The 26,433-nt window shown below is 68.3% G+C and carries 17 protein-coding genes and 1 pseudogene; 8 read left to right on the top strand and 10 right to left on the bottom strand.

Annotation, left to right across the window (positions count from 1 at the left end):
* Positions 1-30: 30 nt before the first annotated feature.
* Together EET10_RS05785 and EET10_RS05780 are read right to left on the bottom strand one after the other, a co-directional pair.
* On the bottom strand, positions 31-1,479 hold the full coding sequence (locus EET10_RS05785) for a TfuA-like protein (protein ID WP_122501961.1): 1,449 nt from the start codon (positions 1,477-1,479) through the stop codon (positions 31-33).
* Positions 1,476-2,726: a YcaO-like family protein gene (locus EET10_RS05780; protein WP_051490166.1), complete on the bottom strand. Its 1,251-nt coding sequence runs from the start codon at positions 2,724-2,726 to the stop codon at positions 1,476-1,478. Before EET10_RS05780 ends, EET10_RS05785 begins: the two co-directional genes overlap by 4 nt.
* Before the next feature lie 588 nt (positions 2,727-3,314).
* On the opposite strand from EET10_RS05780, the gene EET10_RS05775 reads away from it, so the two are divergent.
* Genes EET10_RS05775 through EET10_RS05765 form a run of 3 tightly spaced genes read left to right on the top strand, consistent with a single transcriptional unit; the run spans position 3,315 to position 11,025 of the window.
* Entirely contained in the window at positions 3,315-5,936 is a 2,622-nt protein-coding gene (locus EET10_RS05775) for an ATP-binding cassette domain-containing protein (RefSeq protein ID WP_036398228.1), read from the top strand.
* A 27-nt stretch (positions 5,937-5,963) separates the two neighbouring features.
* A complete protein-coding gene (locus tag EET10_RS05770) occupies positions 5,964-8,426 on the top strand; it encodes an ATP-binding cassette domain-containing protein (protein WP_122501960.1) in 2,463 nt (820 codons plus the stop codon).
* 58 nt (positions 8,427-8,484) lie between these two features.
* A complete protein-coding gene (locus EET10_RS05765; protein WP_099318651.1) occupies positions 8,485-11,025 on the top strand; it encodes an ATP-binding cassette domain-containing protein in 2,541 nt (846 codons plus the stop codon).
* A gap of 4 nt (positions 11,026-11,029) precedes the next feature.
* Here EET10_RS05765 and EET10_RS05760 read toward each other — a convergent pair whose 3' ends face one another.
* The 5 genes from EET10_RS05760 to EET10_RS05740 are packed head-to-tail and all read right to left on the bottom strand — an operon-like array spanning position 11,030 to position 15,631.
* Positions 11,030-11,578, bottom strand: a complete 549-nt coding sequence (locus tag EET10_RS05760) for a pentapeptide repeat-containing protein (RefSeq protein WP_036398230.1) — start codon at positions 11,576-11,578, stop codon at positions 11,030-11,032.
* Positions 11,579-11,582: 4 nt separating this feature from the next.
* Positions 11,583-12,170 carry a GTP-binding protein gene (locus EET10_RS05755; protein WP_036398232.1) on the bottom strand — a complete coding sequence of 196 codons (588 nt, stop codon included), beginning with the start codon at positions 12,168-12,170 and terminating at the stop codon, positions 11,583-11,585.
* A complete protein-coding gene (locus EET10_RS05750) occupies positions 12,151-12,534 on the bottom strand; it encodes a DUF742 domain-containing protein (protein ID WP_036398234.1) in 384 nt (127 codons plus the stop codon). The genes EET10_RS05755 and EET10_RS05750 overlap by 20 nt, the downstream gene beginning before the upstream one ends.
* Positions 12,510-12,941, bottom strand: coding sequence for a serine protease inhibitor (locus tag EET10_RS05745; RefSeq protein WP_036398236.1), 432 nt, complete (start codon positions 12,939-12,941; stop codon positions 12,510-12,512). The genes EET10_RS05750 and EET10_RS05745 overlap by 25 nt, the downstream gene beginning before the upstream one ends.
* Positions 12,938-15,631, bottom strand: coding sequence for an ATP-binding protein (locus EET10_RS05740; protein ID WP_099188045.1), 2,694 nt, complete (start codon positions 15,629-15,631; stop codon positions 12,938-12,940). Before EET10_RS05740 ends, EET10_RS05745 begins: the two co-directional genes overlap by 4 nt.
* A gap of 532 nt (positions 15,632-16,163) precedes the next feature.
* On the opposite strand from EET10_RS05740, the gene EET10_RS05735 reads away from it, so the two are divergent.
* The gene (locus tag EET10_RS05735; protein WP_063467725.1) at positions 16,164-16,832 is read left to right on the top strand and encodes a GAF and ANTAR domain-containing protein; all 669 of its coding nucleotides are present in this window, start codon (positions 16,164-16,166) and stop codon (positions 16,830-16,832) included.
* A gap of 38 nt (positions 16,833-16,870) precedes the next feature.
* On the opposite strand, the gene EET10_RS05730 is transcribed toward EET10_RS05735, so the two are convergent.
* Complete coding sequence (locus EET10_RS05730; RefSeq protein WP_246013605.1) at positions 16,871-17,905, bottom strand: helix-turn-helix transcriptional regulator; 1,035 nt, start codon at positions 17,903-17,905, stop codon at positions 16,871-16,873.
* 197 nt (positions 17,906-18,102) lie between these two features.
* On the opposite strand from EET10_RS05730, the gene EET10_RS05725 reads away from it, so the two are divergent.
* Together EET10_RS05725 and EET10_RS31570 are read left to right on the top strand one after the other, a co-directional pair.
* On the top strand, positions 18,103-18,567 hold the full coding sequence (locus tag EET10_RS05725; protein WP_036399381.1) for a tRNA (cytidine(34)-2'-O)-methyltransferase: 465 nt from the start codon (positions 18,103-18,105) through the stop codon (positions 18,565-18,567).
* A gap of 145 nt (positions 18,568-18,712) precedes the next feature.
* Positions 18,713-19,629 (top strand): annotated as a pseudogene (locus tag EET10_RS31570) (PE family protein); the annotation flags it as partial.
* Positions 19,630-19,644: 15 nt separating this feature from the next.
* Here the strand turns inward: EET10_RS31570 and EET10_RS05715 are convergent.
* Both EET10_RS05715 and EET10_RS05710 read right to left on the bottom strand, forming a co-directional pair.
* Positions 19,645-20,289, bottom strand: coding sequence for a nitroreductase family protein (locus tag EET10_RS05715; RefSeq protein ID WP_063467728.1), 645 nt, complete (start codon positions 20,287-20,289; stop codon positions 19,645-19,647).
* 111 nt (positions 20,290-20,400) lie between these two features.
* Entirely contained in the window at positions 20,401-23,703 is a 3,303-nt protein-coding gene (locus EET10_RS05710; protein ID WP_099188043.1) for an error-prone DNA polymerase, read from the bottom strand.
* Between the two features lie 174 nt (positions 23,704-23,877).
* Here EET10_RS05710 and EET10_RS05705 point away from each other — a divergent pair, with 174 nt between their 5' ends.
* Both EET10_RS05705 and otsB read left to right on the top strand, forming a co-directional pair.
* Complete coding sequence (locus tag EET10_RS05705; RefSeq protein ID WP_036398238.1) at positions 23,878-25,227, top strand: wax ester/triacylglycerol synthase domain-containing protein; 1,350 nt, start codon at positions 23,878-23,880, stop codon at positions 25,225-25,227.
* Between the two features lie 41 nt (positions 25,228-25,268).
* Entirely contained in the window at positions 25,269-26,432 is a 1,164-nt protein-coding gene (gene otsB, locus EET10_RS05700) for a trehalose-phosphatase (RefSeq protein ID WP_036399383.1), read from the top strand.
* Position 26,433 lies beyond the last annotated feature (1 nt).

Raw genomic sequence — 26,433 nt, 5'->3', positions numbered from 1 at the left:
CCGCTGCCCCGCGCCGAGGTTGCCTCGGCTTTAGGCCGGACCCAAGGCGCCGACTTCGATGGACGGCAACCGGTCATCCGCGGCCGCGACCGCGAACAGGGTGGCGGCGCTGTAAAAGGCTTCTTCGCTCATCAGGCCGCGACGGGCCAGTTCGATGCGGTCCACCTCGGTCCCCCATCGCTTGGCGAAAAGGACCTTGAGCTGCTTCGGATCGGGTCTGTGCACGTTCAAACGCGGCTTGGAGCGGGCAAGTTCATCGCGCCGGGCCAACGCTTGGGCCGCGACGCTGCGCCAGTGCGGCAGGCGCGGGTCCGCGCGTAACAGGTCGAGAAAGTGCTCGATGGCAGGAAGCGACCGGGTGACAAACAGGGTGCGGGTAACGAGCAACGCTGAGACGGCGATCGGGTCGGCGCACAGCGTGTCGTTTTCTTCGTCGGTCAGCCACTGCGATCGAACCGACGCCGGAAAGCCGGACTCGTCGGCAAGTCCGATGGCTACGGCGTAGCGGTGGGCGACGATCTCCAACGCGCGTTGCTGGGTGTCGGCAGTGACCTGCGAGACGGCGCGGGATGCATGCTGGCGAACGTCGCCGTGATCACCCGGGTGGGTGATGATCCAGTACCAGGAGGCGACTTGCTCGAGAGCGGGAAGGTGGGCCCAGCGGTCGGTGGCGCAGATGCTCAGCAGGGATAGGACATCGGTGTCGCGGACCTCGATGGTGGTGCCCGTGCCGGTGTCGGAAGTGGTGGTGACCGGCGCGGGGGGCGCCCAGCGTTGTTTCCAGCGAACGGACCATACCGTTGGCGGTGGGCCCGGGCGGGTGGCCACGCCGCCCTGGCCGTCGGCGATGTTGCGGAGCGCCACCAAAGCGTCGGCGTGTTTGATATCGACCCGTGATGCCGTCAATTTCTTTGCTAGGCAATGTATTTCGGGATGATCCACGGCGTCCAGCAGCCGGTTCCAGGTGCGCATGGTGAACGATGTGCGGCGGGCCTTTTCGACCAGATCAGTCGCCAATTGTGCTGACAGCAAACCGGTCTCGACGCCGCGTGCCAGCGTTTGGCGGATGTTGACCAACGCGTCGACGAAGACAGGATAGCCATCTTCGGGCTCGCCGTGGACCATGGCGACCTCGTCGTCGGCTTCCAAATATCCGTTGCGATAGTTGTCGAATACCCAGCCGTAGCCTTCCATTCCGAAGGGATGCAGTTCGGCGGCGCGCAGCGCGCCCATGCTGGACGAGCCGACGACACGAACGCCGTCCTGGATCAAGGTCAACAGTTCTTTGTGCCGCACCGGGGGGTGCTGGAAGAACAACCCGTCGACAATCAACAGCGTGTCGCCGGGCTGCAGCCCGTACCGCAGGGCGTCGCCGAACGAAATCGGCGCTACCACCTCGGCATTGGGCAGCACCGCATGGATATCGGCGGCACCGATGGTGGGCCCCGCGGTCACCACGATCCGGCCGGCGGCCCTCATGCCAACTCCTGCAAGGGGGTGCGCATCGGAGAACCGTGTGCGGCCGTCAGGCCGGGCGCGATGACCTTCACCACCGGAACACAGCTGCCGGCAAGATCGCACACGACCGCCAGCGGCTCGGTGCCCGACCGGGCCGCCACCGCCGTTGCGGCCGAAGCCAACAGGTCACTCAGCGAATCGGCGTCGGGGACGTGCCATGATGTGGGTTCGGCGGTAGGCAGGTGCCGCATGGTTGGCCGCAACGGGCCGTAGGCATGCACTCGGGCGAATCGGTGGTACAACGCCGGCGACAGATCTTCACGTGCTCCGCTGATAGCCGTCAGCCGCGATTGCGCGGCTTCGGTGATCGCCCGGGACAACGCCACGTTGGGATCGTGGTGCAACCCGAAGCCGCTGAACGGCACCCCCAGCATGGGCGAACAGATCTCGGCGGTAAAGCACGGGAAACCGTCCCACGTGTCGGTCCGCGCTACCTTCAGTTCGCTCCCGGCCCGGTAAATCATGTCGACCAATTCGGCGCAGCCGGAGCCGGCAACATCGTCGACAGGCACCTCGAACAGGGTGCTTCCGGGTTCGCCGGCGGCCATGGCGTGGCGCTCCATGACCTCGTAGAGGCCATGCAGGCTGGCCTCCCAGTAGCTGTTGCCCGACGCCAACCCCGTGGTGTCCATCGAGAACATCGGCGGATCCCAGCGGTTGTCGACCGCCGCGCTCACCAGAACCGCCTCCCACGGCACCCAGGTTTGGCGGCCGGTCAACAGCGTCGTCGCGGTCATCCAGTCGAGCTTGGCACCGGGATGGTAGATGCTTCGGGCCGACAGGAGCAGGTGGGCGGGATCGTAGGTCAGTGCCGCCGCGATGTCCGTGGTGCTCATGGAAAACAGGTCGGGCGTGACGTTTTCAGCGTGCCAGGTTTCCAGCGATTCCATGACCGCAGAAACCTGGGCGGCGCGGTAGGTCGCGGCCTTGCCCTGACTGACCGACAGTGTGACTGAGGCGGGCCGCACTGCCTGAACGGTGGGAATGCCGAGATCATCGAGCCAGGTGAGGTCGGCGACCCGGGTGATGCCCGCCAATTCCAGCATCGGTTGCACGGCCCGCCAGGTCTGTTCGGGAGAAATGATGCGGTAGGTCCCGTCCCGATGGGCGATGGCGGTGGCAGCGCCATGGCCCAGCACCCGGGTCGGCCACTGCGACCAATCCGGGCCCACGGACACGGCGGTGGCCGCAGCGCATGATTCACACATGGACTCGCGTCCTCCGGTTGCGGGGATTGCACAGATGTGCGGTTGCTGTCGGCGGCTGATGCAGCCCTACCTGACGCGGGAAAACAGTGGAGACCGCTGGTGGGGGTTCATTGCCTGACAAACCCCCGCCAGCGCCGCCTCCACAGTTCTCTTCAGTTCGCTTCAGTTCTCTTCAGTCGATGCTCTCCGCGTTGAACCAGTAGCAAACGTAGTGGAGCCGGTACGTTGCTTCGTCTTCGACAAACAAGAGTTCATGGGCCATGTGATCACCTCCTTCCGTGCGGACCAGCGGTTGCCAGCCGCGTGTCGCGTTAGGGCTTCACTCGACTGGGCCGTTACTTAACATGCGCAATTGTAACGATAGACAATAGTAGCTGATAGCTATCGATGCGGGCCCCCCTGGCGAGCAGACGCATAAGCCGCCGCGCCCTCGGCGTGTCGGGGGCTTATGTGTCTGCTCGCCGCGCGGGACGCGGTGGCTCGCGCACGTACGCCGGCAGCCGGGCTGCACTGCCGCGCGTGCACCTCGCCACGCGAGTGCTGCGCCGTGGAGCAGCATCAACCTTGGCCTTAGATACAGTTGGATCGATGCACCAACCTGCTCCGCCAGCGCTGACCGTTCGCTACGACGGGTCGGAACGCACGTTCGCCGCCGGCCATGACGTGGTCATCGGACGCGACTTGCGCGCCGACATGCGCATCACGCATCCGCTGATTTCGCGCGCCCATCTGTTGCTGCGGTTCGATCAGGGCCACTGGCTGGCTATCGACAACAATTCGCTGAACGGGACCTTCTGCAACGGCCGACGGGTACCGATGGTCGACATCCACGACGGCCAGAGCGTCAACATCGGAAATCCCGACGGGCCATTGCTGACCTTTGAGGTCGGCCGGCACCTGGGGATGGCCGGGCGGCCGCCGCAAACCGAGTCGATGCGACTGGGCGCGCAGTCGTCGCCGTGGCCGCCGCCGGCGACGCAGGCTGCTGGTCACCCGGGACCGCCGCCGTCGGCACGCCAGTCGAACTGGACCGCCCCGCCGTCGGCGCGACCGCATCCCGGCCCGCCGCCGCCGAAATCGGGACAACCGATGTACCCCAGCAGCTCGGCGTCCCGGCAGTCCGGGATTGCACCCGGGCCGCCGCCGCGACAGCCTTCGAATTATGCACCGGCCGGGCCGCACCTGGTGCCGTCCACGCAGATGCAGCCCAGTGCCGCCAAGCCGCCCGAGGTGGCGAACCTGGCGACGAAGATGATCCATGCGCTGTTGCCGCGGACCGGGTCCAACGAAATGCCGGCGGGATCGGTCACCATCGGCCGCGCCACCGATAACGACGTCGTCATTCAGGACGTCCTGGCATCGCGTCACCACGCATTCCTGACCATGACACCGCTGGGCACCGAAATCCGCGACGCGCACAGCGTCAACGGGACATTCGTCAACGGGGTCAGGGTCGGGTCGGCGATCTTGAGCGACGGCGACATCGTCACCATCGGCAACGTCGACCTGGTATTCACCGGGGGCACGCTGGTTCGCCGCACCGAGGCGGCCACCCGCACGGGCGGCCTGGAAGTGAAATCGGTCTGCTTCAAAGCCGATGGAAAGCAACTGCTCGACCAGATCTCGCTGACCGCCCGCCCCGGCACATTGACCGCCATCATCGGCGGCTCCGGCGCCGGTAAGACCACACTGTCGCGGCTGATCGCGGGTTACACCAGCCCCAGCTCGGGAACGGTGACCTTCGAGGGCCACAACATCCACACCGAGTACGCGTCCATGCGCAGCCGGATCGGGATGGTCCCCCAAGACGACGTCGTGCACCGCCAGCTCACCGTCAACCAGGCCCTCGGGTACGCCGCCGAACTGCGGCTGCCACCCGATACCAGCAAGGCCGACCGCGACCAAGTGGTCGCCCAGGTCCTCGAGGAACTCGAGCTGACCAAACACGCCGACACACGGGTGGACAAACTGTCCGGCGGACAACGCAAGCGAGCCTCGGTGGCGTTGGAGCTGCTCACCGGGCCGTCGCTGCTGATTCTCGACGAGCCGACGACGGGTCTGGACCCGGCGCTGGACCGGCAGGTGATGATGATGCTGCGGCAACTCGCCGACGCCGGCCGCGTCGTGCTGGTGGTCACCCACTCCGTGTCCTACCTGGACGTGTGCGATCAGCTGCTGCTGGTGGCTCCGGGCGGCAAGACGGCGTTTTTGGGCCCGCCCGACCAGATCGGTCAGGCCATGGGAACCACCAACTGGGCCGACATTTTCACCAAGGTGGGCGCCGACCCCGACGAGGCCAACCGCCGCTTCCTGGCCGACAACCAGGCCCAGCCGGCGTTTCCGTCCCAGGCCAGCCCCGCCGCCGACCTGGGCGAACCGGTGCACACCGACGTGTTTCGTCAGTTCTCCACCATTGCCCGCCGCCAGGTTCGCCTGGTCGTTTCCGACCGTGGCTACACGGTGTTCCTGGCGTTGCTACCGTTCCTCATCGGTGTGCTAAGCCTCACCGTTCGCGGCAAAACCGGATTCGGAATGTCGGATCCGCTGGGCAACAATCCCGCCCAGCCCGACCAGATTCTGGTCATGCTCAATGTCGGGGCGGTGTTCATGGGGACGGCGCTGACGATCCGTGACCTCATCGGTGAGCGTCCCATCTTCCGGCGCGAGCAGGCGGTCGGCCTGTCCACCGCGGCCTACATGGCCGCCAAGATCGTGGTGTTCTCCGCGTTCGCAATCGCACAGGCGGCAATCGCCACCACCATCTGCGTGATCGGCTGGGGCAAGCCGCTTTCCGACGCGGTGCTGCTGGGAGACGTCAGGTTCGAACTGTTCGTCACCGTGGCCGCGACCTGTGTGGCCTCGGCGATGCTGGGCATGGCACTGTCGGCGCTGGCACAGTCGCAGGACCAGATCATGCCGATGCTGGTGTTCTCAATCATGTCTCAGCTGGTGTTCTCCGGGGGCATGATCTGGGTGACCGACCGGATCCTGCTCGACCAGTTGTCTTGGGCCACGCCCGCCCGCTGGGGCTACGCGGCGTCGGCGTCGACGATCGACACCCATCGGCTGGTACCCGGCCCAACCGACCCGAAAGACCAGCACTGGGACCACAAAGCGAGCGCGTGGCTATTCGACATGGCCATGCTCGGGGTGGTGTCGATTGCCTATACCGCCATCGTGTGGTGGAGGATCCGGCTCCGACGGCGCTGACGCGGTCGCAACTCTTAGGGTGAAGCAATGACCCGAGCTCAGCGGCCCGTGCTGACAGTTCGGTCGGACCGCTCACAACGTAGTTTCGCGCCGGGCGCTGACGCGATCGTCGGCAGCGATCTGCGTGCCGACCTGCGGGTCGCACACCCGCTGGTGGCGCAGGCGCACGTGGTGGTGCGCTTCGAGCAGGGCAACTGGATCGCCATCGACAATTCGCGGACCGGGATGTTCGTCGACGGCCGCCGGGTGCCGCTGGTGGACATCCGAGACGGTCTGGTGGTCAACCTCGGCAGGCCCGACGGGCCACGCATCAGCTTCGAGGTCGGACATCACCGGGGCATCATCGGCCTGCTGCCGCAGACCGGCTCCCCGCCGCCCGGGGGTGCGCCCGGCGGCACCGAGCAGCAGCGTCGGCCGCCCGCGCAGCCACCGGGAGCCGCGCCGCCGGCACCCGGCCCACCCGGCTACCCCGAAGCCCGGCGCACCACGGTCATACCGGTTTCCCCGCCCCCCGCACAGCGGGGACGCGACACCACGACGCGCAACATCCTGGGCGCCAACTCCCAGCCCGCGCCGCCACGCGGGGACATCGCCTGGATCGGCCGGGCGCTCGACAACGACGTCGTCGTCGCCGACGTGCTGGCATCACGCCACCACGCTTTCTTGACCCCCACCCCGGTGGGCACCGAGATCAACGACGCGCACAGCATCAACGGCACGTTCGTCAACGGGATCCGGGTCGGCTCGGCGATCCTTCGCGAGGGCGACGTGGTCACTATCGGCAACGTCGACCTGGCGTTCACCGGTGACACCCTGGTCCCCCGCACCGAAGCCGCGGCCCCCACCGGCGGCCTCGAGGTCAACGCGGTCAGCTACCGCGTCGACAGCACCGCGCTGCTCGACAACGTGTCGCTGACCGCGCGGCCCGGCACGCTGACCGCCGTCATCGGCGGCTCCGGCGCCGGCAAGACCACACTGTCGCGGCTGATCGCCGGCTACGCCAGCCCCAGCTCGGGCACAGTGACCTTCGAGGGCCACAACATCCACACCGAATACGCATCGTTGCGCAGCCGGATCGGGATGGTCCCCCAAGACGACGTCGTGCACCGGCAACTGACCATCAACCAGGCGCTCGGCTATGCCGCCGAGCTGCGGCTGCCACCCGACACCGGCAAGCAAGACCGCGCGCACGTGGTCGCCGGCGTGCTCGAGGAGCTGCGGCTCACCGAGCACGCCGACACCCGCGTCGACAAGCTGTCCGGCGGTCAGCGCAAACGCGCCTCGGTGGCCCTGGAACTGCTCACCGGCCCGTCGCTGCTGATTCTCGACGAGCCGACGTCGGGCCTGGACCCGGCGCTGGACCTGCAGGTCATGACGATGCTGCGGCAACTCGCCGACGCCGGCCGCGTCGTGCTCGTGGTCACCCACTCGCTGACCTACCTCGACGTCTGTGATCAGGTGCTGCTCATGGCGCCCGGGGGCAAAACCGCTTTCCTGGGGCCGCCCGACCAGATCGGGCAGGCGATGGGCACCACCAACTGGGCCCAGATCTTCGCGAAGGTCGGCGCCGATCCCGACGAGGCCAACCGCCGCTTTCTGGCCCGCCACCAGCCCCCCGCACCGGCACAGACCGAGACGCCCACCGACCTGGGCGCACCGGCGCACACCAGCGTCCGCCGCCAGTTCTCCACCATCGCGCGCCGACAGGTTCGGCTGGTCGTCGCCGACCGGGCCTACTTCACATTCCTGTCGGCCCTGCCGTTCGTCCTGGGTGCGCTGTCCCTGACGGTTCCGGGTGACACCGGGTTCGGCATGGCCCAGCCGACCAGCCAGACGCCCGACGAGGCCGCGCAGATTCTGACGCTGCTGTCCATCGCCGCCGTCTTCATGGGCACCGCACTGACCATCCGCGATCTCATCGGCGAGCGCGCCATCTTCCGTCGCGAGCAGGCCGTGGGGTTGTCGACGAGGGCATACCTCGGCGCCAAGATCACGGTGTACTGCATGTTCGCCGTCACTCAAGCGGCGATCACGACCGGGGTCGTGCTGTTGGGCAAGGGCGTACCGACCCAGAAGGCGGTGCTGCTCGGCAACCCCAGCTTCGAGTTGTTCACCACGGTCGCCGCCACCTGCGTGGCCTCGGCGATTCTGGGCCTGCTGCTGTCATCCGTCGCCCGGTCCAGTGAGCAGATTATGCCGCTGCTGGTGGTATCGCTGATGCTGCAGCTGGTGCTCGCCGGTGGCCTGGTCCCGGTGACCGATCGGATCTTCCTGGACCAGTTGTCGTGGGCGGTGCCCGCGCGGTGGGGTTACGCGGCGTCGGCGGCAACGGTCAACCTGCGCGAGCTGGTGCCCGGCTCCTACAGTCCCGAGGACAGCCACTGGACGCACTCGCGCCCGGCGTGGCTGTTCGACATGGCGATGCTCGCGACGCTGTCGGTGGCCTATGCCGGCCTGGTGTGGTGGCGCATCCGGCTCAGACGCCATTGACGCGGGCCGAAGCCCGTCCAGGTTTCGGAGCGGGTGTCAGCGGCTACAGCTAATTTCGATGAACACGGTGGCGCCGCCCGTGCTGACAGTGTCGGGGCTCGGGCCGCAACGTACTTTCGCCGCAGGTCACGACATCATCGTCGGCAGCGACCTGCGTGCCGACATGCGCGTCACCCACCCCTCGGTCTCCCGGGCCCACCTGCTGCTGCGCTTCGACCATGGCAGGTGGATGGCGATCGACAACGGGTCACATGAGGGCACCTTCGTCGACAACCGGCGGGTACACGCCGTCGAAATTCGGCCCGGCCAGAAGATCAACATCGGCAGCCCCGACGGACCATGCCTGACCTTCGAGGTCGGACGGCATGAGGCGCCGGCCGGACGGCCGCCGCGAACGACGCCGATACCGGCCGCGCAGCGCCACCCGCATCCGGCTGCGCGACCGGTTCCGCCGCCACCGCCGGGCCCGATACCGTCGATGGAGCCCGCCCACCCCGCACGCCCGACCACGCTGGGCAAGCCCCATCCCGGGCCCTACCCGCCACCCACCCAGATGCGGCCATACCTGGCGCCGGACCCTGCGCCGCCGCGCCCGCCCAGCCACCCGCCTGCTCCTCTGCGCGACCCGTCAAACCTGGCGACGAAGGTGATCCGTTCACTGTGGCCCGAATCCGGCCGAAACCGCCGGCTGGCGGGTGCAGTGACCATTGGCCGAGCGCAGGACAACGACGTCGTCGTCCCCGACGTCTTGGCGTCACGACGGCACGCCTTTCTGGTCCAGACGGCGCTCGGCACCGAAATCCGCGACGCGCGCAGTGTCAACGGAACGTACGTCAACGGGGTGCGGATCGGGTCGGCGGTGCTCAGCGAAGGCTACGTGGTCACCATCGGCAATGTCGACATGGTGTTCTCCGCCGGCACGCTGACCCGCCAGGTCGATGCCGGGACGCCAGCCGGCGGCCTGGAGGTCAACCGGGTGCAGTTCGAGATCGACGGCAAGCAGCTGCTCGACAACATCTCGCTGACTGCCCGTCCGGGCACCCTGACCGCCATCATCGGCGGGTCGGGAGCGGGCAAGACCACGCTGGCCAGGCTGATCGCCGGCTACACCCGCCCCAGCGCCGGCTCGATCACCTTCGAGGGACACGACATCCACGCCGAATACCCGACCCTGCGCAGCAGGATCGGGATGGTTCCGCAAGACGACGTCGTGCACCGCCAGCTGACGGTGAACCAGGCGCTGGGCTATGCCGCCGAGCTGCGCCTGCCACCGGACACCAGCAGCACCGACCGGGCCAAGGTCGTGGCCCAGGTGCTCGAGGAGCTCGAGCTGACCGAGCACGGCGATACCCGGGTCGACAAGTTGTCCGGCGGGCAACGAAAGCGCGCGTCGGTGGCGCTGGAACTGCTCACCGGGCCGTCGCTGCTGATTCTCGACGAACCGACCACCGGCCTGGACCCGGCGCTGGATTCCCAGGTCATGATGATGCTGCGCAAGCTCGCCGACGCGGGTCGCACCGTGGTGGTGGTCACCCATTCGGTGTCCTACCTGGACCTGTGCGACCAGTTGCTGTTGCTGGCGCCCGGGGGCAAGACCGCCTACTTCGGCCCGCCCGAGCAGGTGGGCTCGGTGATGGGCACCAGCAACTGGGCCCACATCTTCGTCAAGGTGGGCGCCGATCCCGACGAGGCCAAGCGCCGGTTCCTGGCGCAGCGGGGGTCGGAGCCGAAGCTCTCGGCGCGGGCCGAGCCCGGAGACCTGGGCGAGCCGGTGCGCGTCGACGTGTGGCGCCAGTTCTCGACGGTCGCGCGCCGGCAGGTCCGGCTGGTGGTCTCGGATCGGTGGTACACCGTGTTTCTGGCCGCGCTGCCGTTCCTGCTGGGGCTGCTCACCTTGACGGTGCCGGGCCACAGCGGTTTCGGCGTGGCCGACCCGAACGGTAAGACGCCCGCCGAGCCGGCGCAGATACTCGTTCTGCTGTGCGTCGGGGCCGTGTTCATGGGCACCGCGCTGACCATCCGCGACTTGGTCGGCGAGCGGCCCATCTTCCACCGCGAGCAAGCGTTCGGCTTGTCCACACAGGCATACCTGCTGGCCAAGATCGCGGTGTTCTCGATGTTCGCCACCGCCCAGGCGGCGATCGTGACCACCATCGCGGTGATCGGCAAGGGCGCCCCGACCCGTGGCGCCGTGCTGCTGGGCAACCCGACACTCGAGCTGTTTGTCGCCGTCGCCGCCACCTGCTTCGCCTCGGCGATCGTCGGCATGGGCATGTCCGCGCTGGCCCGCTCCAGCGAGCAGATCCTGCCGCTGCTGGTGGTGGCGATCATGGCGCAGCTGGTGTTCTCCAGCGGCATCATTCCGGTCACCAACCGCGTGGTGCTCGACCAGCTGTCCTGGCTCACGCCGGCGCGGTGGGGCTTCGCGGCGTCGGCCTCGACGGTCGACCTCAACACCGTGCAACCAAGCCCGTTCAGCCCGAAGGACAGCCACTGGCATCACACCACCGGAGCCTGGCTGCTCGACATGGCGATGCTGGGCCTGTTGTCTACGGTCTACGCCGGCTTCGTGTTGTGGCGGATCAGGCTCAAGCGCTAAGCCCTCACGCGTCCAACCGCAAGCCGTGGGCCAGCGCGAACGACAGGGCCTGCGGCACGTCGATGCGCGCACCGGCGAGCGACGCGGTGCGCCACAACGACGGGTCGACGGTGGCCCCGCGCAGATCGGCCTGCTCCAGCCGGGTACCCGTGGTCCGGGCACCGCTCAGGTCGGCGCCGCGCAGCACGGCCTTGCGCAGGTCGGTCTCCACCAGGCTGGTCTCGCGCAGCCGGCAGCCGCTCAGGTCGGCACCGCGCAGGTCGTTGCCCCCCAGCACCGCGAGGGTGAAATCGACCTCGTCGAACGTCAGCGGCCGCAGCCGGCAACTCACGAACACCGAACCCAGCAGGCTACATTGCTGAAAGGTACTGTGCCACAACGTTGTTCGCTCAAAGGTGCAATTGCGAAACGCCGATCCGCAGTGCTGCGATTCGGCCAGGTTGACGCCGCTGAAGTCGCATCCGCTGAACACGACGCGCTCGGTGCGCAATCGGCTGAGATCCTGGTCTCGGAAGTCCTCGCCGGTGAATTCGCGGTCGATCCAGGTCGGCACGCGGTCAGCTCAGACTCGCCAGCGCGTACTCGCTGACCGCGATCAGCGCGTCGGTGGCAGACCTGCGGCTGCGGGCGTCGATGCTGATCACCGGGATGTGCGCGGGCAGCGTCAGCGCCTGGCGCACCTCGGCGGCCGGATACCTTGGTGCACCGTCGAATTCGTTGACCGCGACCAGGAACGGCAGGTTGCGGTGCTCGAAGAAGTCGACCGCGCCGAAGCTGTCCTCCAGGCGGCGGCAGTCGACCAGGACGATCGCGCCGATGGCGCCGCGCACCAGGTCGTCCCACATGAACCAGAACCGGCGCTGGCCGGGTGTGCCGAACAGGTAGAGCACCAGATCCTCGCCCAGGGTGATGCGGCCGAAGTCCATCGCCACCGTGGTGGTCTGCTTGTCCGGGGTGGCTTCGAGCATGTCGACGCCCACCGAGGCATCGGTGACCATCGCTTCGGTGCGCAACGGCATGATCTCCGACACCGCGCCGACGAACGTGGTCTTGCCGGCGCCGAATCCGCCCGCGATGACGATCTTCGTGGAGGCATGGGCCGCGGTACCCCGCCCCGGGTGCACCTCAGAGTGCTTGGAGCCCACGCAGCGTCCTTCCTATGAGTTCGCGGCGCTCATCGCTGGTCGAGCGGTCGGTCATCGTCCGATGCACCCGAAGGTAGTCGGAGCTGACCAGATCACCCACCAGGACGCGCGCGACGCCGACCGGCAAATCCAGCCGGGCAGCGATTTCGGCCACCGACGGGCTCGACGGGCTGTCGGCGCATAACCGGATGATCTTGCCTCGCATGTCGTGCGGCGGCCAGCGGTGAGCCGAGCCCGCCGGCAGCGCCTGCACCGGCGCTTCCAGTGGCAGGTCTATGTCGGTGCCGGTGCGGCCGGCCGTCAGGGTGTACGGGCGGACCAGGTTCGCCCCCGGCCGGGCTAGCGGCGGGTCGCGTCTGTCCATTGCGGCTCGGGTTGGGCCCGGCGGGAGGACTGCACGACGCTGCCGACCCGCTCGACCAGGATGGCCATTTCGTAGCCGATCTGCCCGATGTCGCATCCGGTGACCGCCAACGTCGCCAGGTGCGAGCCGTCGCCAACCCGCATCAGCAGCAGGAAGCCGTTCTGCATCTCGACCACCGACTGCAACACCTGACCACCCTCGAACAGCTGGGCGGCCCCGGTGGCCAGGCTGGCCAGGCCGGAAGCGACGGCCGCCAGTTGGTCGGCGCGTTCCCGGGGTAGATACTCGCTGGCGGCCAGCGGTAGACCGTCGACGGACACCAGCAGGGCATGCGCCACGCCGGGCACCTCGCGGGCGAATTTCGACACCAGCCAGTCCAGCGGGCTGTCCAACGAACGGGTGTTCATTGCTGATCGGCTTCCTGACTGGTCGTGCGGGCGTGCGCCCGGCCGGTGTGCACGCCACCGAAGTGGCTGCCGATGGAGGCTCGAACCGCATCGGGGTCACGCACCGTGGCCGCAGCCGGCGGTTGCCGGTCGGGATGCGGTCCGCCGCCGGGCCCGGGTTCGGCGGCGCCGGGGACCAGCCGGGCGCCGGGGGTGCGCACCGGCAGGCCGTGGTCGGTGCGCGATTCCACCGGCTTGTCCTGGGCCTCGGCAGCGGCCGACCAGCCGCGATCCCACACCGACCGCCAATCCAGATCGGGGCTTGCGGCCAGCTCGCGCGGGTCACCCAACATTTCCGACAGCATCCGCTGGTAGATCACGTCGTCATCAACGGGACCGGCGGGAGCCGACGGCTTGGGCGGCGGATCGGCGGGCCGCGCACCGGCGGCGGTCGAGCGCGGCGCGAAAAACGCGGAGGTATCCGACGCGGTGGCCGGCTTCGGGGGCGGTGTCTGAGCCGGGGTCTGCCGGGCCTCCTGCCGGGCGTCGTGCCGGGTCTCCCACCAGGGCGTTTTCAGTTCGCGCCGGGCCGGTGGCTGCTGGCCGGCGGGCTGGGCGGGAATGTCGGTGATGCCGCTGGAGCCCGGCTTGCGGCGCGGCAGCAAGGTCACCGGCGGCACCGGCTTATCGGCACCGTTTTGGTACGACGACGTCGCGGCCGGGTCCGGCGCCGGTTCGGGCGTGGGCGGCTTGATCACGAACGGCCGCGGCGTGGGCGCGGGCGCACCGGCCTGGCCCGCCGGCGCTTCGCCAGCCAGCACGGCAACGGGCAGGTAGACCTCGGCGGTGGTGCCATTACCGGCTTCACCGGTCGACGGGCCGCGCAAGCCCACCCGGATGCCATGGCGGGCCGCCAGTCGGCCGACCACGAAAAGACCCATGTGGCGCGCGTTGTCGGGGGTCACCTCGCCGCCGGCCTGCAGCCGCATATTGGCGATGCGCCGATCGGAGTCGGTCATGCCCAGGCCGCTGTCGGCGATGCGCAGCAGCGCCCCACCCGCGCTGCCTCGAACCGCCGAAACCCGAACGGAGGTGTTGGGCGGCGAATAGCTCAGCGCGTTGTCGATCAGCTCGGCGAGCAGGTGGATGACACTGCCGGCGGCCGCGCCGAGCACCTTACAGTCGGCCACGCCGCCGACGGCGACACGGCGGTAATCCTCGACTTCCGAGACGGCGGCGCTGACCACCGTCGGCAACGGAACCGGTTCGCGCCGGTCCCGGGAAATCTCCGCACCCGCCAGAACCAGCAGGTTGGCGCTGTTGCGGCGCAGCCGCGCGGCCAGGTGATCCAGCCGGAACAGGCTGTCGAGCCGGTCGGGGTCCTGCTCGTTGCGCTCGAGCCGGTCGATCAGCGACAGCTGCTGGTCAACCAGGGAACGGCTGCGCCGGGACATGGTTTCGAACATGTCGTTGACCAGCAGCCGCAGTCGCGCCTCGTCGCCGGCCAACAGTAGAGCCTGGGTGTGCAGCTCGTCGACCGCATGGGCGACCTGGCCGATTTCTTCGGTGGTGTAGACGGCCAGCGGCTCCGGCTGCGGCTCGGCGCCGGCTCGCACCCGGGTGATTTCGCCCTCGAGGTCGGTGTGGGCGACTTTCAGCGCGCCGTCGCGCAGTACCCGCAGCGGCCGGACCAGCGCTCGCGCCACGAGCAACACGATGACCAGTGCGATCGTGATGGCGGCCAGCACCAGCACGGCGTCGCGGATGGCGGCGTCGCGCCGCGCGGTGGCCTGCGCCTGGACCGAATTCGTCACCGACGCGGTGGCGTCCTTGATGACCTGTTCGGCGATCCCGTCGGTGATCTTGATCGAACGCAGCAGTTCGGGATTGTCGACGAGCTCGCTGGCCGGGTCGGACATGATCGCCATCCGGGTGAGCAGCTGCTGCTGCAGATTCTTGGCGTCCGGTGAGCCGACGCCGAGCACTTCGCTCATCCCGAACAGCGTCGACGGTTCGGTGCCGGCCAGGGTGATCATCGAGGTGCGCAGTTGCGGCTCGGGCAGATCGGCGCCGCGGGTCACCAGGATCTCCTGCATCGTCATCTGCCCGCGTGCTCCGACGGCGCGGCTCAGACCCTGAACCTGGGCCCGGATCTGCTCACTGTCGACCCGCACGGACGCGTTGATCGCGTCCTCGGCCGTCAACAGCAGCGGCGCATAGGTGGTGATCCGCTCCCGCAGACCGATGCTGTTGTCCAGCACCTTGTCCAGCAACGCCTGGCCGCCGTTGAGCAGGGTGTTCACCCCGGACCGGACGTCGGGGATCACGTCGGTGTCGGCCAGGCGGGTCTGCAGCTCGTACTTGCGGGCCGCGAAGTTCTTCTTGGCTCCCTCGACGTCGCGCCCGGTGGAACTCGCCAGCACCGCCACGTCCAGTGCCGACATGTACTTGCTGATCGCCGGAATCACGTTGGCCCGGGCAGCAACTAGGCGCAGATTGCCGGAATTGGCCATCGCGGCGTCGACCCGCAATAGCCCGAACACCGTCGCCAGCACCAGCGGTACCACGGCGATCGCGACGACTTTCCAGCCAACCGGCCAGTTGCTCAGCGACCAGGCCGCGGGGCGGTGCCTCGCGGGCCGTGGTTGGGCGCCGCGCACCTCGGGTGGAACCGCCGCGACCGGGGTGGTCGGGCGGGCGAACATGGTCACGTTATTGCGGCCGGGGAACCGGCCGCACCCCTGATTCGTCGCGCTCGCAGAGACCAGAGACTCATCAAACTTCCTGCCTTGTTCCGCCCGCCCCGGCAGCTGAGAGCCAACGCAAACGCCTGGCAATCCGACGAGTATGACAGGCTCCCCTGTGAACAAAGCCGAGGCCTCCACAATTGTTACTGAGCAGATAACGTCCGCCGCAACACACCGGGCGCCGGCAGTAGTCCGAAATGCGAAGACTGCGTGGGCGGTGGCGATCCGGCATACGAAGCTGTTTTCCACCTTCCTCACGAATTATGTTGTGTTGCAACGGATTAGCGCGCACCCAGAGCGTCTCGTGCAGCGTTGAGCACGTCGGCGGCGGCGTTTGTCGGGCTGGTCGGCTGATGGGATAGTCCTGCATTGGGGGTGCTGCACGGGTGCCGGTTGGGAGGGGTGAGGATTCATGCGCTGCGGCGAGGGTGCCGACTCGCGCCTCGGCGACGACTCGAGACGGCCCGAGACGGCGTTGTCGCCTGAGCGACAGCACATGTACACGGTGCTCAGCGAGGTCGACGAGTTGCAACGCCGGGGCGAAACGGATTTCGAATCGGCGCTGCGCGACATCAACGCGATCACGGTGGCTTCGGTCCCCGGCGCTCAGTACCTCGGCGTTACCGTCGTCGACACCTCCGGGACCATCCAGACGTTGGCCGCCACGCACCGCTACCCGGCCGTGCTCGACGACGTCCAGCGCGATGTCCGCCAGGGCCCGTGTCTGTCGGCGGCCTGGGAGCAGCACACCATCCGCGTCGACGACCTGACGACCGATGGGCGCTGGCCGCGCTATCGCACCGCGGCGCTGGAGCGCACCCCGGTGCGCTCGATCATGTCGTTCCGGCTCTTCGGCAACGACAAGGCACTGGCCGCCCTGAACTTCTACGCGGAGTCCATCCAGGCCTTCGACGACGAATCCGTCGAGCTGGGACTGGTCTTTGCCGCACACACCACCGTGGTCTGGAACCTGATCCGCCGCCAACAGCAATTCCGCAGCGCGTTGGCCAACCGCGACCTGATCGGCCAGGCCAAGGGCATCCTCATGGAACGGTTCGACATCAACGCAGTCGCCGCCTTCGAATTGCTGCGCCGGCTGTCCCAGGAGTCCAACACCAAAATCGTCGAGATCGCCGAAAAGCTGATCGAGCTCAAGCACCGCTAGGACGGCAACCCGGCTCCGAGCCGGTTCCCCGCGCGGCGTCAACCCCGCAAGGTCGCATGGGGCGAGCGGCCGTAGTTCTCTCGGTAGTAAATGGCGAACCTGCCGATGTGGGCAAAGCCCCATCGATTGGCGATCTGCTTGACCGTGGCGCTCCCCCGGGACGAATTCAACAGCTCGCGGTGAGCCCGGTCCAGCCGGACTCGGCGAAGATACTGCATCGGCGTGCAGTCCAGGCGCTGGCGGAACATGTACTGCAGGGCGCGCGGGGTCACGTAGACGTGGGCAGCGATGTCCGCCAACGCGACGTCGTGGTGAGCGTTTTCCTCGATGAAGGCCATGGCCCGGCGCAGCAGCACCGGCCGGGCCGAATCGCGCCGGTCGGTCGGGGTGGGATCGAGCAACGCGCTGTGGGGGAAAGCGTTGAGGGTGGCGACGGCCAGGTGCGCCGCGGCGGTGTCGATCACCAGCGGCGCCGACGCGGCGCTCGGATCAGCGAGAATGTGGTCCCGCAGATAGTCGATCATGGCGCTGAGCCTGTTGCCGGCCGCGACCGACACCGGTCGATGGCCGGTCAAGCGAACCGGCTCGTGGGCCCGGTCCGGGCCGCTGGCTGCCACGCGATCCAGCAACATGGGGTCAAACCCGGTCAGCTGGTAGCCGGCGTGGCGGACCCGCCCGGAATGGGGCAGCTCCGGCGGGCCGATCACGGCGAGCTCACCGGGGGCCAACATGTGCTGCGGTTCGCCGATGAAGTTCTCCTCGATCCGGCCACTGCGGACCCGGCAGAGCAGGATCTTCCCCAGCGGGTTTGCGTCGTAGCCCATGTCGTAACTGAACGACAGTTCATCGACGCTGAGCGAGCCCAGGCAACGACGTTGGATACGGGCTCGGCACCGGCGACCCTCGCCGCTGATACGCATCTTGGTGTAGGTGCGGACGAGGAAATCTTCGGTCTCAGCGAGATCGCTGCTGTCGAAATCGACATCGCACAGCGCCGGTTCGCTGGCCGGTTCGCGGGCCGGTGGCCTGGACCGGGCCGCCGGCCCCGTCGAAATCGAGATCTCGCACCGCACTCTTCGCCCTTTCGCCGCAACCGTCCCGTCGCCGTTACGGCGGCATCGCCGCCCGCGCGGTCCTGGCCCCGAATTCCCGGTGTGGCGCGGGCCGCCCGTCCGGTCCACGCAGCGCCTTACTCAACCGTACCGGCGTTGGTCACCTGGGTGCGCTTCGTCGCAATGTGGCGCGACGCGTGCGCTGAGAAGATGGCGTGGTGTTCAAGCTGATGTTTGTTTCCCCACGTATTGCGCCCAATACCGGAAACGCCATCCGCACCGCTGCCGCCACCGGGTGCGAACTGCATCTGGTGGAACCGCTGGGGTTCGACCTGTCCGAGCCCAAGCTGCGGCGGGCCGGCCTGGACTACCACGACCTGGCGTCGGTCACCGTCCATGCCTCGCTGACAGCAGCGTGGGACGCGGTGTTGCCGGCGCGAGTGTTCGCGTTCACCGCCCAGGCCACGACACCGTTTTCCGACGTCCGTTATTGCGCGGGGGACGTGCTGATGTTCGGACCGGAACCCACCGGGCTGGACGCGGCGACCCTGGCCGACGGGCACGTCAGCGAGCAGGTGCGCATTCCCATGCTGGCGGGCCGGCGTTCGCTGAACCTGTCCAACGCAGCCGCGGTGGCCGTGTATGAGGCCTGGCGGCAGCACGACTATTCCGGAGCAATCTAGGGCCTGGCTGCCTGGGAGTCAGGTGTCCGTCGGCTGTGAATCTGCTGCGGTTCGGATCCGAACGCCAACTCACCCCGCCGGCGCTGCCATACGTTACGAGAATCGCGGAATCGCGGATTCGCGGTGATAGCCCGAAAAGACAGCGATGTCTTACCTCGTGGCAGTCCCCGAAGCGGTCGGCGCTGCAGCGACGAAAGTTGCCGGCTTCGGCGCGTCCCTCAGCAACGCGAATGCATCGGCAGCGGTTGCCACCACCGGGTTGCTGGCCACCGGTGGCGACGAGGTGTCGGCGGCGATAGCGTCGCTGTTTTCCGCGCACGGGCAGGCCTACCAAGAGGTGGCCGCGCAGATGACGGCGTTTCACGACCGCTTCGTGCAGGCATTGACCGCCGGTGCCGGCGCTTATGCCCACGCCGAGGCGGCCAACGCCTCCCCGCTGCAGCCCTGCAGCAAGACGTGCTCGGCGCGATCAACGCCCCCACCCAGGCCTTGTTGGGGCGTCCGTTGATCGGCGACGGCGCGGCCGGTACCGCGTCCAACCCCAACGGACAAGACGGCGGACTGCTGTTCGGCAACGGCGGTGCCGGCTACTCCCAACCGGCCGGTTCCGGCCTGGCCGGCGGCAACGGCGGCAGCGCCGGGCTGATCGGCAATGGCGGCATCGGCGGGGCCGGCGGCGCCGGTGCGGCCGGCGGCGCGGGCGGTCACGGCGGCTGGCTGACCGGCAACGGCGGCAACGGCGGCGTCGGCGGCAACGCGGTGCTCGCCGGCGGCAGCGGCGCCGACGGGGGGCCGGCGGCGCCGGCGGCAACGGCGGGCAGGGCGGTAATGGGGGCGACGGTGGTCATGGTGGCACCGGCGGTCGCGGCGGGTTGCTCAGCGGTCAGCTGGGCACCGCGGGCATCGGCGGTGGCGGCGGCGCTGGCGGCGGCGGCACCCACGGCACTGCCGGAAACGGCGGCGCAGGCGCTCTCGGTACCGGATGTCTCCGGCTTCGACGGCAAAGCCGGCCAGGGCGGCGATGCCTTCAACGGCAGCCCCGGCAACAACGGCAACCCGGGCTGATCCGCACCTGGATTACCAGCTGTTCCAGTGCGTCAGGCTTTCGGCGGGCAGCCGCTTGGCCGGGCGGAAGTCGGTGCCTTTGGTGTAGGCGATCGGGAACAGCCCACCCTGGCTGTACTGGTCGTAGGGAATACCGAGCACATCGGCCACCTGCTGCTCACCGTCGTCCAGCAGGTGCAACGTCGTCCAGCAGGAACCCAGTCCGCGGGACCGCAGCGCCAGGCAGAAGCTCCACACGGCCGGGAACAGCGAGGCCCAGAACGACACGCCGCCCAGCGGCGTCTGGTCTTGCCGGCCCTGGATGCACGGGATCATCAGCACCGGCGCTTCGTGCATGTGCTCGGCGAGATAGGTCGCGGAATTTCTGACCTTGCCCATCCGCTCACCGCGGGTGTCGCCCTCGGGGTACTCGGGTGCGGGTGCGCTGAGGTATTCCCGGGCATTGGCCAGGTAGACGTCGGCGATCGCTTTCTTGGTGGCGGCGTCCTCGACGAACACCCACTGCCAGCCCTGGGAATTGGAACCGGTGGGCGCCTGCAGCGCCAGTTCGAGGCATTCCATCAGCACGTCGCGGGGTACCGGCTGGTCGAAGTCGAGGCGTTTGCGGACCGAGCGGGTTGTGGTCAGGACTTCGTCGACGGTCAGATTCAGGGCCATATGGGGAGGCTACCGGTGTCCCCATGCAGGACCCCCCTTGTGGGCCGAAAGTGAACTGCACGACGCAATCTCGGCATGTCCCGTCGCCGATTTCACGGTCGGCGCGAGGGTTCAGCGGAAGTCGCGGGACCTCGAGCCCACCGCCAGGCTGATGAGGCCCAGCCGCTCGGCCACGACGGTGATTGCGCCGCTGGCGTTTTGGACCTGGCCGCGGATCAGCAGCGCCGGCGCCGTGTTCGCCAGCTTGCGGTGCCGGGCCCATACCCCCGGTGTGCAGAGCACGTTGACCATCCCGGTCTCGTCTTCGAGGTTGATGAAGGTCACCCCTTGGGCCGTTCCGGGCCGCTGACGATGGGTCACCGCACCGGCGATCAGCACCCGGTCGCCGTCGGGCACCGATCCCAGCGCGTCGGCGGGGAGCACCCCCATCGCGTCCAGCTCGGCCCGCAGGAACTGCGTCGGATAGCTGTCCGGGGAGATGCCGGTGGCCCACACGTCGGCGGCGGCCAGCTCCAGCTCGCTCATTCCCGGCAACGCCGGGATGTGCGACCCATCAGCACCGTGGGCACCCACCCCGGGCAGCCGGTCCGGCCGCTGAGTGGCGGCGGCCCCGGCCGCCCACAGTGCCTCCCGCCGCGACATCCCGAAGCAGCCCAGCGCCCCGGCCGTCGCCAGCGCTTCGGTCTGCGGCACGGAAAGCTGCACCCGCGATGTCAGGTCCAGCAGCGAGGCGAAGGAGCCGTTGGCTTTTCGCTCGTCGACCAGCTTCTCGGCGAGGTCGTCACCGATATGGCGGACGGCACCCAGCCCAAGGCGGACCTCCATACCCGCGTTCTCCAGAGTCGCGTGCGCCAGGCTGGCGTTGACGCACGCGCCGTGCACCACCACACCGTGCCGGCGCGCGTCGGCCACCAGCGACTGGGGTGAATAGAAACCCATCGGCTGGGCGCGCAGCAGCGCCGCGCAGAACGCCGCCGGGTGGTGCAGCTTGAACCACGACGAGTAGAACACCAGCGACGCGAAGCTCAGCGCGTGGCTTTCCGGGAAGCCGAAATTGGCGAACGCCTCCAGCTTTTCGTAGATCCGGTCGATCACCTCATCGGGGGTGCCGTGCAGTACACGCATGCCGTCGTAGAACCGCCCGCGCAGCCGCTGCATGCGTTCGGTGGAGCGCTTGGACCCCATGGCACGACGCAGCTGGTCGGCCTCGGCGGCGGTAAATCCGGCGCAGTCGACCGCCAGCTGCATCAACTGCTCTTGAAAAAGCGGCACCCCCAATGTCTTCCGCAATGCCGGCGCCATCGACGGATGTTCGTAGACGACCGGGTCGATGCCGTTGCGCCGCCGGATGTAGGGATGCACCGACCCTCCCTGGATGGGTCCGGGACGGATCAGCGCGACCTCGACCACCAGGTCGTAGAACACCCGCGGCCGCAGCCTGGGCAAGGTGGCCATCTGCGCACGCGACTCCACCTGGAACACGCCGACGGAATCGGCGCGGGCCAACATTTCGTACACCGCCGGTTCGGAGAGGTCTAGCTTGGCCAGGTCCACCTCGAGGCCCTTGTGTTCGGCCACCAGGTCTATGGCGTAGTGCAGTGCCGAGAGCATGCCCAGCCCGAGCAGGTCGAACTTCACCAAACCGATGGCCGCACAGTCGTCTTTGTCCCACTGCAGGACGCTGCGGTTTTCCATGCGCGCCCACTCCACCGGGCACACGTCGGCGATCGGACGATCACAGATCACCATGCCGCCGGAGTGAATGCCCATATGCCGCGGCAGATTCCGGATCTGGGTGGCCAGGTCGACCACCTGCTCGGGGATGCCGTCCACCTCAGCGGCCTGCCCGTTCCAGTGGCTGATCTGCTTGCTCCACGCATCCTGCTGGCCCTGCGAGAAACCCAGCGCGCGAGCCATGTCGCGCACCGCACTGCGTCCCCGGTAGGTGATGACATTGGCGACCTGGGCGGCGTAGTCGCGGCCGTATTTGCCGTAGACGTACTGGATGACCTTTTCCCGCTGATCCGACTCGATGTCGATGTCGATGTCGGGCGGGCCGTCGCGGGCCGGCGACAAGAAGCGCTCGAACAACAACTCGTTGGCCACCGGGTCGACGGCCGTGACGCCGAGGGCATAACAGACCGCGGAGTTGGCCGCCGACCCCCTGCCCTGGCACAGGATGTTGTTCCTTCGGCAAAACTGGGTGATGTCGTGTACCACCAGGAAGTAGCCCGGAAACCTCAGCTGGGCAATGACTTTCAGCTCATGCTCGATTTGGGCGTAAGCCCGTGGCGCACCGTCGGGCGGTCCGTAGCGGTGGCGGGCGCCCGCCATGACCAACTGCCGCAGCCAGCTGTCCTCGGTGTGCCCGTCGGGTACGTCGAACGGCGGCAGCTGAGGTGCGATGAGCGCCAGCTCGAACGCGCACTGCTCGCCCAGCTCGGCGGCGGCGGTCACCGCCTCGGGGCGCCAGGCGAACATCCGGGCCATCTCGTCGCCGGACCGCAGATGCGAGCCACCCAGCGGCGCCAGCCACCCGGCGGCGGAATCCAGGGACTGTCGAGCGCGGATCGCACCCATCGCCATGGCCAGCCGGCTGCGTGACGGGCGCGCGAAATGGGCTCCGGTGGTGGCGACGACCCCGACGCCGAAGCGTGGCGCCAGCCCGGCCAGCGTCGCGTTGCGTTCGTCATCGAGCGGGTGACCATGGTGGGTCAACTCGATGCTGACCCGGTACGCACCGAACCGATCCACCAAGTCGGCCAGCGCCCGCTGCGCCGCGTCCGAGCCGCCTTGGCAAAATGCCTGGCGCACATGGCCTTTCCGGCATCCCGTCAGGATGTGCCAGTGCCCGTCGGCGGCCTCGGTCAGCGCGTCGAAGTCGTAGCGCGGCTTACCTTTCTCACCGCCGGCCAGATGGGCTGCGGCCAGTTGCCGGGACAGCCGCCGGTAACCCTCGGGGCCGCGGGCCAGGACCAGCAGGTGCGGGCCGGGCGGGTCCGGCTGCTCGGTGCGAGCCTCCGATCCCAGCGACAGCTCCGCGCCGAACACGGTACGCATATCGAGTTCGGCAGCCGCTTCGGCGAAGCGAACCGCCCCGTACAGGCCGTTGTGATCGGTGAGCGCCAGTGCGCGCAGATCCAGCCGGGCGGCTTCTTCGACCAGTTCCTCCGGCGTACCGGCCCCGTCGAGGAAGCTGTACGCCGAATGCGCATGCAGCTCGGCATACGCGACCGACGAACGGACCCGAACATTCTCTGGCGGCTGGTACGTCCCGCGCTGACGCGACCAGGGGCCCTCCAATCCGACATCGTCGGCCGGCTCGGCCGCAACCGCCGCACCGGCGTGGCGCGGCTTGCCGTCCAGCACCCGCTCCATCTCCGCCCAGCTCGGCGGCCCGTTGCCCCAGCCCATGCCCCGCAGTGTATCGAACGTCTGTTCGATTGTCGAGTCATTCTGCCGCCCCCATTCGCCGCCGTAAACCCTTCGTTAACTCGAAAAACGCGTTCTTAACCCGGCAGGCCTATCGCACCCGAGCGCTCACGACGGATACTGGACGGATTCACAAGAGGCGGTGGGGAACCCGGCATGGCACAACTGACCACATTGGACACCGGCTTGCTCAAGGCTGGGGATTCGCAGTGGCACACGAGCCTGGCGACCGGTGCGGTGGCGGTCGTCAACGGCGTCGTGCCTGACTTTGATCTACTCAAAGACGTTCTGGCCCAGCGGCTTCGATCAATGCCACGATACGCGCAGGTGCTCCGGGCCGAGTGGGTCGAACATCCGCAATTCGATCCGGCCCAGCACATGCAACGGATGGCGCTCCCCAGCCCGGGCGACGACAATGAACTGTTCCGGGCGATCGCTCACGCCTTGACCCGTCCCCTCGACGTGGACCGCCCGCTGTGGGAATGCTGGATCATCGAAGGCCTCAACGACAATCGCTGGGCGATCCTGCTCAAAATCCACCCGTGCATCGCGGACGGCATCTCGGCTGCGCAGCTTCTCACCGGCCTCTGCGACGATGCCGACAGCGACACCTTCGCCAATCGCGGTGCCGTGACGCCGCTTCCGGCACCGCACGCCGGCGCCCGCAGCCGGACCGATGCGCTGTGGCGAACTGCCGCCGCCGTCACCACAACGGTGTTCCAGGCGGCCGCCCGCGCTGTGACCTGGCCGGTGGCGCGCACGTCGTTGACCGGACCGCTGATCACGATGCGGCGTTATCACACGGTGCGAGTTCCGCTCGCCGACGTCGACAGGGTGTGCCGCAAGTTCGGGGTCACCGCCGACGACGTCGCACTCACGGCCATCAGTGAGGGCGTTCGGACCCTGCTACTCAATCGCGGCAACCAACCGCGTCCGGCCTCATTGCGAGTTCTCGACAAGACCGACCGGCAGATCGCAACCCAACTGCCGCATCTGCCCGTCGAGCAGGAAGACCTGATCGAGCGACTGCGCACGGTACACGCCCAATTGCACCTGGGCCACCAGAGCGACCGCGACAACCCCGCTGGGCTTTCGCAATTCGCGCCTTTTTCACTGTGCGCCAAGGCGATTCAAGCGTTGACCCGGCTGTCGCCGCGCAGCGTGGTGACCCTGGCAACCGACATGACCGGGCCGCGCCACCGGCTACGGCTGATGAGTCAAACGTTGGACCGGCTGCTGCCGATCCCACCGACCGCCCAGGAGTTGAGCACCGGGGTCGCGGTGCTGAGCTACGGCGACGAGCTGGTATTCGGCATCACCGCCGACTACGACGCCGCACCCGATATGGCGCGACTTGCCGCCGGTATCGAGCTGGGGATGGCGCGTCTGGTGGCACTCAGCCAAGACTCCGTTCTGCTGTTCTCCAGGGACCGCCGCAGGCGTGCGGCCGGCACCCGGACCGGCGGTGCTCGCGGCCGCTCGTCCGCGTCCCCGGTGCGCCGCTGAGCCTGATCCGCCGGCATTGACCACCGTGAGAAGGTGGGATGATGTCGGTCACCATCGACCCGCGCCGCCACGATGCGGTGCTATTCGACTCTTCTTTCGACTCGTCAGCTGACTCCGCCGAGCCGCTGATCGGGCAGCTACGCGAGGCCCGGGTCGGTACCGGGGCTTTTTCGTCCAGCGGTGATTGCCGAAACGCCCTCAGCGACGCGGCCGATCGGCTGGCGGTGCGGCCCGGCAGGTGCGTCGTCGTCGCCGTCGACCCGGCCGGCGCCACGGCGGCGCGCGAGAGCGGGTTCGCACTGGTGATCGGGGTCGACCGGAACGGACACGGTGACGCGCTGCGTGGCTGCGGCGCCGACGCCGTCGTCACCGACCTGAAGGATGTGCGGGTGCGCACCGGCGACCGCCGCATGTCCGAACTTCCGGACGCACTGCAGGCACCTGGCCTCACCGCCCACCGGCCCGCGGTGTTCTTCGACTTCGACGGCACCCTGTCCGACATCGTCAATGATCCCGACGCGGCTCGGCCCGTCGCCGGTGCGGCCGAGGCGCTCATCCAGCTGGCCGCGCAGTGCCCCGTCGCGGTGCTCAGCGGCCGCGACCTCGCCGACGTGACCGCGCGGCTGGGCGTACCCGGGATCTGGTATGCCGGCAGCCATGGTTTCGAGCTGACCGCACCCGACGGAACACACCACCAGAACGAGGCAGCCGCCGCGGCCATACCGGTGCTGGAGCAGGCGGCGGCACAGCTGCGCGAGCGGCTGGGGTCGATTCCCGGTGTTGTGGTGGAGCACAAGAGGTTTGGCGTAGCCGTGCATTACCGCAACGCGGCACGCGACCGCGTCGGCGACGTCGCCGCGGCGGTGCGCACCGCCGGCCAACGCGATGCGCTGCGGGTGACGACCGGCCGCGAGGTGATCGAGTTGCGCCCGGACATCGACTGGGACAAGGGAAGAACGCTGCGCTGGGTGATCGACCACCTGCGTTCAGGCAATGCGCCCCTGGTGCCGATCTACCTGGGTGACGACATCACCGACGAGGACGCGTTCGACGCCGTCCGGCCCGACGGCGTGCCGATCGTGGTGCGGCACACCGAAGATGGCGACCGGGCCACGGCGGCGCTGTTCGCGCTGGACAGTCCGGCGCGAGTCGCCGAGTTCACCGCGTGGTTGGCCCGTCAGCTTACTGACGCTCGCGTGAATTAAC

Source organism: Mycobacterium pseudokansasii (genome assembly GCF_900566075.1).
In the GTDB taxonomy this organism is placed as follows: domain Bacteria; phylum Actinomycetota; class Actinomycetes; order Mycobacteriales; family Mycobacteriaceae; genus Mycobacterium; species Mycobacterium pseudokansasii.
Note: the sequence above shows the minus strand (reverse complement) of the source record. Positions and strands in the feature narration are given on the sequence as shown.

Excerpts from the sequence above, each read along its gene's own strand:
- EET10_RS05705 (WP_036398238.1), top strand. The coding sequence starts at position 23,878 with ATGGCACAACTGACCACATTGGACACCGGCTTGCTCAAGGCTGGGGAT.
- EET10_RS05780 (WP_051490166.1), bottom strand. The coding sequence starts at position 2,726 with ATGTGTGAATCATGCGCTGCGGCCACCGCCGTGTCCGTGGGCCCGGAT.
- EET10_RS05745 (WP_036398236.1), bottom strand. The coding sequence starts at position 12,941 with ATGAACACCCGTTCGTTGGACAGCCCGCTGGACTGGCTGGTGTCGAAA.
- EET10_RS05770 (WP_122501960.1), top strand. The coding sequence starts at position 5,964 with ATGACCCGAGCTCAGCGGCCCGTGCTGACAGTTCGGTCGGACCGCTCA.
- EET10_RS05765 (WP_099318651.1), top strand. The coding sequence starts at position 8,485 with ATGAACACGGTGGCGCCGCCCGTGCTGACAGTGTCGGGGCTCGGGCCG.
- EET10_RS05750 (WP_036398234.1), bottom strand. The coding sequence starts at position 12,534 with ATGGACAGACGCGACCCGCCGCTAGCCCGGCCGGGGGCGAACCTGGTC.
- EET10_RS05715 (WP_063467728.1), bottom strand. The coding sequence starts at position 20,289 with ATGGCCCTGAATCTGACCGTCGACGAAGTCCTGACCACAACCCGCTCG.
- EET10_RS05735 (WP_063467725.1), top strand. The coding sequence starts at position 16,164 with ATGTACACGGTGCTCAGCGAGGTCGACGAGTTGCAACGCCGGGGCGAA.
- otsB (WP_036399383.1), top strand. The coding sequence starts at position 25,269 with ATGTCGGTCACCATCGACCCGCGCCGCCACGATGCGGTGCTATTCGAC.
- EET10_RS05785 (WP_122501961.1), bottom strand. The coding sequence starts at position 1,479 with ATGAGGGCCGCCGGCCGGATCGTGGTGACCGCGGGGCCCACCATCGGT.
- EET10_RS05710 (WP_099188043.1), bottom strand. The coding sequence starts at position 23,703 with ATGGGCTGGGGCAACGGGCCGCCGAGCTGGGCGGAGATGGAGCGGGTG.
- EET10_RS05775 (WP_036398228.1), top strand. The coding sequence starts at position 3,315 with ATGCACCAACCTGCTCCGCCAGCGCTGACCGTTCGCTACGACGGGTCG.